Source organism: Bacillus sp. AFS012607, assembly GCF_002558005.1.
Classification (GTDB): domain Bacteria; phylum Bacillota; class Bacilli; order Bacillales; family Bacillaceae_G; genus Bacillus_A; species Bacillus_A thuringiensis_S.
Genome location: NZ_NTVM01000023.1, coordinates 62009 through 75585, shown reverse-complemented (window position 1 = coordinate 75585; position 13577 = coordinate 62009). Strand labels below are relative to the sequence as shown.

The window sequence follows — 13577 nt, the reverse complement described above, 5'->3', positions numbered from 1 at the left end:
ACTTCACTTCAATATCTCTTCTTTGCTACGAATGGTGAAAAATTGGTATACTATAACCAAATTATGGAGGTGTTCTCGCGATGACTCATTATAAAGACGATAGTTATGCCTTACATACAGACCTATATCAAATCAACATGGCTTATACATATTGGAAAGATGGTATTCATAATCGCCGTTCCGTGTTTGATTTATACTTTCGAAAGCTTCCATTCGAGAACGGTTATGCTGTTTTTGCTGGCCTTGAGAAAATTGTAGAGTACATAGAAAATTTCAGCTTTACTGAAAGCGATATCGCTTATTTAGCAGAATTACAATTTGAAGAAGAATTCCTTCATTATTTACAAAATATGAAATTCACTGGGACGATTCGTAGTATGCAAGAAGGTGAAGTTGTATTTAATAACGAGCCTTTATTACGCGTTGATGCACCACTTGGTGAAGCACAAATTATTGAAACCGCCCTCTTAAATATTGTGAATTACCAAACATTAATTGCAACAAAAGCTGCTCGTATGAAACATGCTGCAAGTAATGATGAGCTTTTAGAGTTCGGCACAAGACGTGCCCATGAGTTCGATGCCGCCCTTTGGGGGACACGCGCTGCCTTTATTGGTGGTTTCTCCTCTACAAGCAACGTTCGTGCTGGGAAACGCTTCGGGATCCCTGTAGCTGGCACACACGCTCACTCTTTCGTTCAAGCATATCGCGATGAATACGTCGCGTTTAAGAAATACGCTGAAACTCATAAGAAGTGCGTCTTTCTCGTTGATACATATGACACATTGAAATCTGGTGTTCCAAATGCAATTTGTGTTGCAAAAGAATTTGGGGATCGTATTGATTTCTATGGTATACGTCTTGATAGTGGTGATATGGCTTATTTATCGAAAAAGGCACGAAAACTACTAGATGAATCAGGGTTTACAAATACAAAAATTATCGCTTCTAGCGATTTAGATGAATACACAATTATGCACCTTAAATCTCAAGGGGCAAAAATTGACGTATGGGGTGTTGGGACAAAATTAATTACGTCCTTTGAGCAACCTGCATTAGGGGCTGTTTACAAACTAGTTGCGATTGAAGATACTGCCGGAAAATTAAATGATACGATTAAAATTTCATCTAATCCTGAAAAAATTACCACTCCAGGACTGAAACGAATTTATCGTATTATCAATCGGGTTAACGATCATGCAGAAGGCGATTATATTGCGTTAGATTCTGAAGAACCTGGAAAAGAAGAGCGCTTAAAAATGTTCCATCCAGTTCACACATATATAAGTAAATTCGTAACAAACTTTGAAGCCCGTGAACTCCATAAAGACATTTTCGTTAACGGTGAAAGAACATATGAACTACCAAGTATATTAGATATTCAACAATATAATGAACAGAGTCTCGCTCTATTTTGGGAAGAATACATGCGAACTTTAAATCCCGAAGAGTATCCTGTCGATTTAAGCCAAGAATGTTGGGATCATAAAATGAATTACATTCAAACTGTTCGAGAACAAGTTGAAAAAAACATAAAAAAGTAAACAGAGAAGTTTCTCCTTCTCTGTTTTTTCAATACTATATGGATATTTGTAAAAAATATATTAAAATAATACGACGAATGTTTTTTATTTGTAAATTTTAATATCATATTATTCAAAAGTAAAATAATATTTGATATTATTTTATTAAATCAATTTCAACAAAATAACCAATAAAAAAGAGGACGCAGGTTGCGTCCTCTTTTTTATAAATCTTTCACTCGTAATACACGCATTGCATTTAACACTGCAAGTAGTGTCACACCAACATCTGAGAAAACAGCTTCCCACATTGTTGCAATACCAAAGGCACCAAGTAATAGAACGATCCCTTTTACACCTAAAGCAAAGATGATATTTTGCCACACTATACTTCTTGTGCGTTTTGCAATTTTTACAGCTGTCGCAATTTTTGAAGGCTCATCAGTCATAATAACGATGTCTGCCGCTTCAATTGCTGCATCTGATCCTAAACCACCCATCGCAATACCAACGTCTGCACGGGCTAATACTGGTGTATCGTTAATACCGTCACCAACGAAAGCAATTTTTTCTTTTCCATGCTTCGCTGCATCAATTTTTTCAATCTCTTCTACTTTTTGTTGCGGTAGTAATTCCGCATGAACTTCATCTAAGCCTAATTCTTTACCGACAGCTTCACCAACTGTTTTTGCATCACCAGTTAACATTACTGTCTTTTTAATACCTAGTTCTTTTAACTTTTGAATCGCTTGTTTCGAATCCTCTTTTACCTCATCAGAAATAACAATATAACCTGCATATTTTCCATCTATAGCAACGTGAACTAATGTACCTACTGTTTCTGGTTGTTTAAATTCAATATTTTCTTTTCTCATTAATTTTGCATTACCTGCAAAAATTTCTTTTCCTTGTACTTTTACGACTGTACCGTGACCAGAAATTTCGTTATAATCATCGATTATTTTTTCATCAATTGATTTTCCATATGCCTTTCGAATAGATTGGGCAATTGGATGGTTAGAATACACTTCAGCAAATGCCGCATACTCTAATAACTCTTCGCTTGTAGTACCTTCGCTCGGTTCCATTTTTGTAACTTTGAAAACACCTTTTGTTAATGTTCCTGTTTTGTCAAAAACAATATATTTTACATCATTTAAAGCTTCTAAATAGTTACTACCTTTTACTAACACACCACTTTTAGATGCACCACCGATACCTCCAAAGAATCCAAGAGGAATGGATACAACTAACGCACATGGACAAGAGATTACTAAGAACACTAAAGCTCTATAAATCCACTCAGAGAATGTAGCCCCTTCTAAAATAAGCGGTGGAATAAACGCCATGATTGCCGCTGTAATAACTACAACTGGAGTGTAGTAACGCGCAAACTTCGTAATAAAGTTTTCTGTTGGTGCTTTTTTACTGCTTGCATTTTGAACTAAATCTAAAATTTTCGATACAGTTGATTCACCAAATTCTTTTGTAACTTCAATTGTCAACACGCCGTTTTGGTTCACAAAGCCACTTAATACATCATTTCCAACTTCAACTTCACGTGGTACAGATTCACCAGTTAATGCTGAAGTATCTACCATTGATGTTCCTTCAATTACTTTTCCATCTAATGGTACTTTCTCACCTGGCTTAACGATAATATAATCGCCAATTTGTACATCTTCTGGTGATACTTGTTTCGTTTCATTTCCAACCTTTACATTCGCATAATCAGGACGAATATCCATTAATGAAGTAATTGATTTTCGAGAGCGGTTTACCGCAATGCTTTGGAATAGTTCTCCTACTTGATAAAATAGCATTACTGCTACAGCTTCTGAATATTGCTGAATTGCAAAAGCTCCTACAGTTGCAATTGCCATTAAGAAGTTTTCATCAAATACTTGGCCACGAGTTATGTTTTTTACCGCTCTCCAAACGATATCTCCACCTATTAATAAATAAGCAAGGACGAATAACGGAATTGTTACCATTTGTGGTAAGCCCGCTAATGCAGCAATTGCCGTCAAAATTCCGCCAACCACTAATCTCCCTACCATCTTTTTCACATTTGCTTCACCATGATCGTGACTATGTCCGTGGTCATGACCGTTCTTCTCTTCACGAACAACTTTCACATCTGGCTCTAACTTTTGAACGACATTTGTTATATTTGCTACAGTCGCTTCTAGTTCTCTTTTATTCGCAACTTCTACTCGTAGTTTCTTCGATACGAAATCAACAGTTGCTTCTGAGACAGCTGGCATTTCCTTAACTTTATTTTCAATTTTCATTGCACAGTTCGCGCAATCTAAACCTTCTAATATAAATACTTCTTTAGCAATTTTATTTTTTTGTTCTTCTTGCACTTTAATATGCGGTTCTAATTTTGTAACGAGTTGTTTTGCTTCCGTAACAACTTCGTTTTCTTTATTTTGTGCTGTTTCTAAGATCATTGTCTTTGTTGCGAAGTTTACAGAGCAAGAATTTACTCCTTCTATATTCCCAACACCTTTTTCAATTTTCATTGCACAGTTCGCACAATCTAAACCTTCTAACATCAATTTCTTTTTCACTAATGCTTCAGCCATCGTTCTCCCTCCTCGCGTTCTTTTTATTCTTCTTCGTTTACGTGCTCAAACGCTTGCTCGAAGATATGAATTACGTGCTGATCAGCTAACGAATAATAAACAACCTTTCCTTCTTTACGATTCTTTACAAGTTTCGCTTGCTTTAACACACGAAGCTGATGCGAAATAGATGATTGTGTCATTCCTAATAAATAAGCTAAATCACAAACGCACATCTCAGCTTCAAATAGCGCATGTAATATTCTCGTACGTGTACGGTCACCTAATACTTTAAATAGTTCTGCTACTTTACTTAAACTTTCATCAGTTGGAATTGTTTGTTTTACTTGCTCAACAACTTCTTCATGAATTATCGTTTGAGAACATGTCTCTTGTGGTGTTTCTACTTTATTTCCAGCCATTATAGCTCACCTCTTTAATTGAACATATGAACAATCATTCATATATTTTATACTCTTATTATATGAGCACCTGCTCATATGTGTCAATGAAATCTGAATTTTTTTATGAACATTTTAATAAGGCATATACATATTTTCCGCATCCTCTATATTCTCATACAAAAAAGGATGCACAAGTCGCACACCCCTTTTTTTCATATTCCGACATAAAAATTCAACAAAGTAATATATGTTCCCTTTATTTCAACAAAAGAAAAAGCCTTGCGCGCTCCCTAGACGCACAAGGCTTACTGTGTTATATCCCTTTAATTAGCTTGATCTAAATTATCCTGCGAACTGCTATCGTCTTTTAAATGACTATGTTTTTTCGAATAAACAAAGTATACAACTACTCCAATTGCTAACCAAATACCAAAGTATATCCATGTTGTTAACGGTAAATTTACCATTAAGAATAGACAACATGCAATTGAAATAATCGGTAAGATCGGTACAAGTGGTACCATAAATCCACGTTGTAATTTCGGATGCGTTTTACGAAGAATGATAACAGTTACACCAACCATGGCGAATGTTAATAACGCTCCAATATTCGCTAAATTCGACAATTCTTTTAAATCGATAAATCCAGCAATTAAAGCACTACCAATTCCTGTTAACCAAACTGAAAATGTTGGCGCTTCAGTCTTCTTGTTAATTTTCGCAAAAGATTTTGGTAATAAACCATCACGGCTCATTGCGAAGAATACACGTGTTGTCGCATAAATGTAAGCGAAAATTACAGCCATAATACCAATTACAGCTCCAATTGCAATTACACCAGCCACTTTATCTTGTCCTACAACTTCTAACACATACGCCATAGCTTCAGGTACATCTAATTCCTTATAAGAAACCATACCTGTCATAACGAGACAAACTACAACATAAATAATTGTACAAATAACTAACGAAGCAATAATACCAATTGGTAGATCACGTTGCGGATTTTTTACTTCTTCAGCAGAAGTTGCTAATGCATCAAATCCTAAGAAAGCAAAGAATACTGCTGCTCCCCCTGCGAACACTCCACTTAAACCGTAAGGTGCAAATGGTATCCAGTTTTCTGGTTTCACGTAGAATACACCAACTGCAATGAATAAAACAACAATACCAATTTTAATTAATACCATTATGTTATTCACACGCTTACTTTCTTTCGTACCTCGTGATAATAACCAAGTTATCACTAACGTAACAATAACTGCTGGTAAGTTTACCATACCACCTTGCGCTGGAATCGTTAGCAACGCTTTCGGAATTTCAAGTCCCAGCCCACTCACTAAATTATTGAAATAACCCGTCCATCCGCCAGCTACTGCGGCAGTCGTTACGACATATACGGATAACAATGTCCATCCCATTAAATGAGCAACAAACTCACCAATTGTTGCATACGAATATGTGTACACACTACCTGAAACAGGAAGTGTAGATGCAACTTCTGCATAACATAATGCTGCAAATCCACAAACAATTGCTGCAATCATAAATGAAAAAATAACTGCTGGACCAGCATCTCTTGCTGCTACTAATCCAGTTAATACTAGAACTCCTGTACCAATTATCGCACCAATCCCTAGCATTGTTAGGTCAAATGCCCCTAGCGTTTTCGTCAAAGTTTTACTTTTACTTTCCCCTAACAATTGCGTAACGGATTTCTTTTTAAATAGGTTGGCCACGATGTATGCCCCCTTTTGCCAAGAAGAGCTAAGAGATCTTCACTCTTAGCTCTTATCATGTTGTTTTATATATTGTTCGATTTTGTTTTGTATAATGCTTCTATTAGCAAGATACTGTCTTTGCTTCTAATAATTCTTTAGCACCTTTGTACTCTACACCGTGAGCTTCTGCAACTGCTTCGAATGTTACATAGCCATCTAATGTGTTAATACCTTTTAGTAATGCAGAGTTACCTAGGCAAGCTTCTTTGTAGCCTTTGTTAGCAATTTGTACTGCATATGGTACTGTTACGTTTGTTAATGCAAGAGTTGATGTACGTGGAACCGCACCTGGCATGTTTGCAACTGCATAATGAACAACGCCGTGTTTTTCGTAAGTTGGGTTATCATGAGTTGTAATACGGTCAGTTGTTTCGAAAATACCACCTTGGTCAATCGCGATATCTACAACAACAGAACCTGGTTCCATTGATTTAATCATTTCTTCTGTTACAAGTTTTGGAGCTTTTGCACCTGGGATTAATACTGCACCGATTACAAGATCAGACTCTTTAACAGCTTCTGCAATATTGTAAGGATTAGACATTAAAGTTTTTACTTGGTTTCCGAAAATGTCATCTAATTGACGAAGACGTTCTGCGCTTAAGTCGATGATTGTTACATCCGCACCTAGTCCAACTGCAATTTTAGCAGCATTTGTACCAGCTTGTCCACCACCGATGATTGTTACTTTACCACGTTTAACCCCTGGAACACCTGCAAGTAAGATACCTTTACCGCCTTTGTTTTTCTCAAGGAATTGTGCACCAATTTGTGCAGCCATACGACCAGCTACTTCACTCATAGGTGCAAGTAATGGTAATGAACGGTTTTCTAATTGTACTGTTTCATATGCGATAGAAACAACTTTTTTCTCGATTAAAGCTTTTGTTAATTCTGGCTCTGGAGCTAAGTGTAAGTATGTGAACAAGATTAAGCCTTCACTGAAGTGTTTGTATTCGCTTTCAATTGGTTCCTTAACTTTCATAACCATTTCCATGTTCCAAGCTTCTTCAGCTGTATCAACAATTTTTGCTCCCGCTTCAACATACTGAGCGTCTGTGAAACCAGATCCTAAACCTGCACCCTTTTGAATGAATACTTCGTGATTGTTACGAATTAAATGTACAACACCTGCTGGTGTCATTGCCACACGGTTTTCGTTGTTTTTAATTTCTGCTGGTACCCCAATACGCATAATGAAATGCCCCCTTATAATTAACAGAAAAAAGAGATTCTTTTTTCTTTTTGTAATAATTAATAACTTATGTCCTTATTCTAGCATAACTTAAAAGTTATGAAAACGCTAACATACCATTTTCCTAAAGTTTTTATATTTAGAATAGTGTAAATATAAAAAACATTGATTCTATTAGGGGTTTTGTGTCATTCCATTATCTTTCACTCTATTTTTATTATACTATTTCAAAATAAACAGCAATCATTTATTATTTTACAATAATGTAACAATGTAAGAAACCTAAGCGATAACGTATACATATACAGTTATTACTTTACTCAATACTTTAGAGATATATTCTTTTCACAAAAAAACAGCTGCTAGCATTTAGCTAGCAGCTGGGTAACTTATAAATAACTTAGAAAATAAATCATCTGTCGTTTCAGTAATTTTATCAAACAGATCACTTTCTTCCGCTTCTTGCTCTTTTAACATCTTAATTGTTTCACGTGCATCTTCAGGATAATCGGTTATGATACCATCTACGTTTAACTTATAATATGCCTTTAAATTTTCCATATCATTTACTGTCCATACGTAAATTGGTTTGTTTAACTTCCTTGCTTCTTTTACTAATTTCTTATTTAACATATATTCTTCTGCTACGTAAAAGTCAGCCTTCACATTCTTTAAGTTAGCTCTACTTGCATACAATATATACCCTACTTTTATATCTGGATTTGCACGTTTAAACTCTTTAATAAGTGGATAGTGTAACGTTTGAATTACACATTGCTTCTCAAATTCATTATCTTTAATCGTTTTTAAGACTTTGTTTACAAAATCTTTTTCGCCCCCATGAAGCTTCACTTCTATATTAAGTTTGATTTTGCCATTTGCTAGCTTAATGATTTCATCAAGTGTACTTATTTGTCCTGAAAGTCCATCTTGACTAAGGGTAAGCTGCCTTAACTCAGCCATCGTTAAATCTGACACATGCACATTGGCATTGGCAAGACGCTTCAGCTTCAAATCATGTATAACCGCTAGTTCACCGTCTTTCGTTTGTAATACATCTATTTCAGCGTAGTCTGCTTTTGCATCAATAGCACCTTGCACAGCTTCTTTCGTATTTTCTACGCCTTTTGATATATACCCGCGGTGCGCCATAATAATTGGTTCTTTATACGAATTTGAAATAAACGTTACAATGAAGGCAACAACCATTCCAGCAGTAATAATCCCCACAATATATACGCCAATAAATTTCCAACGATGTTTTTGGAAGAAACATTTATCTGCTTTCGTTTTCGAATAATCTAATCCTTCTTCTAATAAAACATCTTCAACCGGTACCTTTTGTAAGTATAATCGCGTAATCGCCATAATATAAAATGGCGTCACGATAAAACTAAATAAATACAATGTACTCGTTAAAAATACAGAAATCGTTGATTCTGCTAATAATGCAAATGTTCCTTTCGGATTTGTAAATTCATAAACACCCCATAGGCACAATAAATATATTCCCAAAAATACGACATATACAATTCCAATTGAAATAAAAAATCCTACTAAAAAGAGCAGTACTTTAAAAAAGCTTTCCTTTACTAAAGTTGCACTTTTACGTGCTGCCACGCGAAATGATTTTTGCTCTAAAACAACAATAGGTAGAACGAAAATCCATCGAAGATTTATATACGCGACTACAGCAAAGAACGTGTAATAACCAACTTGTCCCATCGTTGTCTTAAACAGTTCTCCTGTAATGAAGTTAGGAATTTGAATTTGCGGGATTAATGCCGTTTCATATCCCATATTTAAAAGAGGCAACAATACGACAGCATATAAAATAAATCCTGGTAAGCAATATGTGAAAAGAGTAGGTAAATACGTTACCGTTTTATATAAAATCGGACGTAATTTCACCTTCTGTCTTTTATGAGCGAAATACGAAATAATAATAAGCACCGCAAATTCTGTAAAGATAAGAAACAGTGCTAACAATGACAAAATTACGATTGCTAAGATGCCATAAGGCGTCTTTAAAAACGCTAATAATTCATCATTTGTCGCATTTGCATAACCACCAAAATACAATAATTTATTAAAAATGATTCCAAATAGTGGAACAAACACAATCGCTGCTAATAATTTATAAGCAAGTTGAAAAGTTAATACATTCCAAAAAGCAAATTTAACTGTTTGAAAGGAATGTCTCATTACTCCTGGTATAGATAGTTTTTTACGGTGTTGCATATACTCCTCCAAATTCTAAAACGGTATTTGAGATGGATTCCATATTTCCAGTTCTAATCCATCTTTTTAATAATAATATATTCCGCTTAACATGAACACTCTTATACATATAATGAAAAAAGTGATGGCTACTTCCCATCACTTTTTCATTTATTCTATTTTTTCTCTAGCCCTTGTCCAAATGCTTTCAAGAAGCTAAAACCGAATGTAATAGCTCTATTGATATCTGGATCTTTTAATACTTTAAAGAAATCCATCACTTTTGTTTTTTTACCACAATTTAATTCATCTGTTGCAAATTGCAATCCTGTAACTAAACTTGACGTAATTTGCTTCGTTATTTCTGGGTCAACTGAAGATAACGCTTCTCCTGCCCCCATCATATTATTTAACGCATTTTTAACGGGTTCACGATTTAATTGCTCCACAGCGATTTTTGAAACATCTTCCTTCGCAGCAAGTAAACTAATTGCCGCATCTAATATACCAGCCTTCTGCAACTGTGCTAAAAGCTGCATCGTTTCTTCTACTGCTTCACGATTATTAGATAGCTCATTTAGAAGTTCATCTGCTACTTGCTGTTTCTGTTCTTCCTCTGTTACAACTTTCTTTTTAATTACAGTAATTTCTTTCGCCACTATCTCCGCCCCCTAGTCCACAAGTGATACGTATTGTTTTCTTTGCCATTTTTGCTCGATTTCAACACCGTTTTGCGGATTACGCTTTTTATCTCTCGGGTTTGAAGATGGTAACGGACGATTCCCTTTTTCACGTAGTACACGCATCTTTACCATCGTTTGTTTGTACGCTGGTGTACATGTATAAAGATCTGTCGCCGTTCCAGTTAAAATATTGATTGCCTCTTCATTTACCGTTGCATGCATCGGTAAATATAGCTCTTTCCCCGTTACACGATCTGTAACAAGTGCCTGTACTTTAATTTTCCCAAATGGTGATGCTAATTCTACAAGACCACCATCTTTCACATTGCGCTCTAGGGCAAGTTCAGGCGAGATTTCAACGAACACTTCAGATACTTTAGATAAAATACCAGCCGATTTATTCGTCATATTCCCTTCATGGAAATGTTCTAACATACGACCATTATTTAAAAGTAAATCATACTCATCTGGTGCTACAACTGGTGGTACCCATTCATCTAATGATAGACGAGCTAGTTTATCCGGGAAGTTAAATCCGTCCACATATAATAGCGGTGTATCACTGCCATCATGGCTACCCCAACATAAACTATTCCATCCTTCTAAACGATCGTATGTTGCCTGAGAATATAAAGGTGCAAGCGATGCGATTTCATCCATGATTTCACTTGGACTTTCATAATTCCAGTCCCCGCCAAGTGCACGAGCTACTTTTTGTAAAATCCACCAGTCTGGCTTTGAATCACCAAGCGGCTTCAATACTTCATATAATCTTTGAATACGGCGCTCTGTATTCGTAAATGTTCCCTCTTTTTCTAAGCTTGGTGCTGCCGGTAAAATAACATCAGCAAAACGAGCTGTTTTCGATAAGAACATATCTTGAACAACAAGGAAATCTAAATTCGCTAAAATATGTTGTACATGGTTGGCATTCGAATCTACTAAAGCCATTTCTTCACCCATAACATACATACCACGCAGTTTCCCTTCATCTGCCGCCAGTAACATTGCAATATTATTTAAGCCTGGTGCTTTCGGAATTGTAGTACCGTATGCTTTTTCAAATTTCGCACGGAGCGCATCATCTGAAACTGCTTGGTAACCTGGAAGCCAGTTTGGTAATGTTGCCATATCACAAGCGCCTTGTACGTTATTATGTCCGCGTAATGGATATGCTCCTGCACCAGGACGACGATAGTTACCCGTAACAAGCAATAGATTTGAAATTGCTGCTGAAGTTGTACTTCCTCCAGTATTTTGAGTTACACCCATTCCCCAAAGTACACAAGTACCATCTGCTTCATATACCATACGAGCCATTTCTTTCAGATTTTCTTTCGAAATCCCCGTAATTTCTTCTGTATAATCAAGCGTATACTTTTCTACCATTTTGCTATATTCATCAAAATTCTTCACATTTTCAGCTATGAACTTTTTATCGTGCCAATCTTGATCAATAATATATTTCGTAATACCAGCGAGCCATACGTAATCAGTTCCTTGGCGCGGATGAATGAATAAATCCGCACGCTCTGCCATTTCATGTTTACGAAGGTCTGCCACAATTAATTTTTGGTCATGTAATTTATGAGCACGTTTTACACGCGTTGCAAGTACAGGATGTCCTTCTGTTGGATTTGCTCCAACGATAATGACAAGGCCTGCTTCCGCAATATCTTTCACTGTTCCAGCGTCCCCGCCCATACCGACAGTTTTAAATAAACCGTCTGTTGCTGGAGATTGACAATAACGGGAACAGTTGTCTACATTATTCGTTCCATATATTTGACGGGCTAGTTTTTGCATAAGATAATTTTCTTCATTCGTTACTTTCGAAGAAGAAATAAACCCAAATGCATCACTTCCATATTCTGATTTAATATGCTGCATATTGGATGCAACAACTTCCAGAGCCTCTTCCCATGAAGCTTCAACAAACATATCTCCTTGGCGAATTAATGGCTTTGTAATACGATCTTCACTGTTTACAAAATCCCATCCAAATTTGCCTTTTACACATGTGGAAATACCGTTAACCGGCGCATCTGAAACAGGCTGCACTTTCAAAATGTGGCGGTCTTTCGTCCATACTTCAAATGAACAACCTACACCACAAAATGTACAAACTGTTTTTGTTTTATTCACTTTCGTCTTACGCATCGCAGCCTCTACTTCTGAAACTGCTAAAATACTACTATATCCCGGCTCTACATCCTTTACAAAATCAATCATCGGATCTAACACATCCGGTTTCAATCCTGTCATGAATCCAGCTTCACCCAGCATTGTTTTTTCCATTAACGCATTACATGGACATACTGTTACACACTGCCCACAACTTACACAAGATGAGTCATTTATACTTACACCATTGTCCCATATAACACGTGGACGGTCTAAGCTCCAATCAATTGATATAGTTTCATTCACTTGTAAGTTTTGACATACTTCTACACACTGCCCACAAGCAATACATTGATTTGGATCATATCGATAAAATGGATGTGACATATCCACTTCACACGCACTTACTTTTGGCTCATACGGATATTTCTGTTCCTCAATTCCCATCATATGTACTGTATTATGGACTTTACAGTTACCATTATTGTTATCACAAACGGTACAATACAATAGATGATTCTCTAATATTCGATCCATTGCCTCAGTCTGTGCCTCTTTTGCACGCTGGGACTGTCTTTCGATATGCATACCGTTCTCTAATTTCGTTGAACAAGCACGCAATAACTTTCCATTTACTTCTACAATACACGTATCACAAGTTTGAATTGGATCTACTTCTGGTACATGACAAATTTGAGGATGTTCCAAATTACTCTCGTTAAATAATTGTAGTATCGTCTTTTCACCTGATGCAGAAAATTCTTTACCATCGACGGTTACACGGACTGTCTGTTCTGCCATAGTTTCCCCTCTCCTTACAACCAACTGTACAACACAATTATGAATCCGTTTTCAAAATCGCATTACTGTACATATTTTTGAAACGCTCTACCCAAATACTTTCTTATGAAGTCGATTCTAGATGTTATAAGGTATAACTACGAAAGCTTGAAAATATCACTATTCTACAGTTCTATTATATCGTACATATACAATAATAACCAAAATAATCTGTGATCTTCTTGTTAATAGGTGTTTTTATTTTTTCCATTGTTTTATGATAAATGTGGGAGAGAA

Annotated in this window: 8 protein-coding genes; 1 reads left to right on the top strand and 7 read right to left on the bottom strand. The window is 36.1% G+C overall.

Features of this window, described 5'->3' with window-relative positions; all coding sequences use genetic code 11:
- Positions 1 to 80: 80 nt before the first annotated feature.
- Positions 81 to 1544: a nicotinate phosphoribosyltransferase gene (locus tag CN409_RS24385; RefSeq protein ID WP_097981461.1), complete on the top strand. Its 1464-nt coding sequence runs from the start codon at positions 81 to 83 to the stop codon at positions 1542 to 1544.
- 203 nt (positions 1545 to 1747) lie between these two features.
- On the opposite strand, the gene CN409_RS24380 is transcribed toward CN409_RS24385, so the two are convergent.
- The 7 genes from CN409_RS24380 to fdhF all read right to left on the bottom strand — a co-directional run bounded on the left by CN409_RS24380 (position 1748) and on the right by fdhF (position 13301).
- On the bottom strand, positions 1748 to 4114 hold the full coding sequence (locus tag CN409_RS24380) for a heavy metal translocating P-type ATPase (RefSeq protein ID WP_000796565.1): 2367 nt from the start codon (positions 4112 to 4114) through the stop codon (positions 1748 to 1750).
- A gap of 23 nt (positions 4115 to 4137) precedes the next feature.
- On the bottom strand, positions 4138 to 4515 hold the full coding sequence (locus CN409_RS24375; RefSeq protein ID WP_000918378.1) for an ArsR/SmtB family transcription factor: 378 nt from the start codon (positions 4513 to 4515) through the stop codon (positions 4138 to 4140).
- A 305-nt stretch (positions 4516 to 4820) separates the two neighbouring features.
- Complete coding sequence (locus CN409_RS24370; RefSeq protein ID WP_001284899.1) at positions 4821 to 6236, bottom strand: amino acid permease; 1416 nt, start codon at positions 6234 to 6236, stop codon at positions 4821 to 4823.
- A gap of 103 nt (positions 6237 to 6339) precedes the next feature.
- Positions 6340 to 7473: an alanine dehydrogenase gene (gene ald / locus CN409_RS24365; RefSeq protein ID WP_001219743.1), complete on the bottom strand. Its 1134-nt coding sequence runs from the start codon at positions 7471 to 7473 to the stop codon at positions 6340 to 6342.
- Between the two features lie 369 nt (positions 7474 to 7842).
- On the bottom strand, positions 7843 to 9714 hold the full coding sequence (locus CN409_RS24360) for a glycerophosphodiester phosphodiesterase (protein ID WP_001164710.1): 1872 nt from the start codon (positions 9712 to 9714) through the stop codon (positions 7843 to 7845).
- Between the two features lie 155 nt (positions 9715 to 9869).
- Positions 9870 to 10352: a helical membrane plugin domain-containing protein gene (locus CN409_RS24355; RefSeq protein ID WP_001040538.1), complete on the bottom strand. Its 483-nt coding sequence runs from the start codon at positions 10350 to 10352 to the stop codon at positions 9870 to 9872.
- Positions 10353 to 10364: 12 nt separating this feature from the next.
- Positions 10365 to 13301 (bottom strand): formate dehydrogenase subunit alpha, encoded by a 2937-nt coding sequence (gene fdhF, locus CN409_RS24350; protein ID WP_000840671.1) that lies wholly within the window; start codon positions 13299 to 13301, stop codon positions 10365 to 10367.
- Positions 13302 to 13577: the final 276 nt, after the last annotated feature.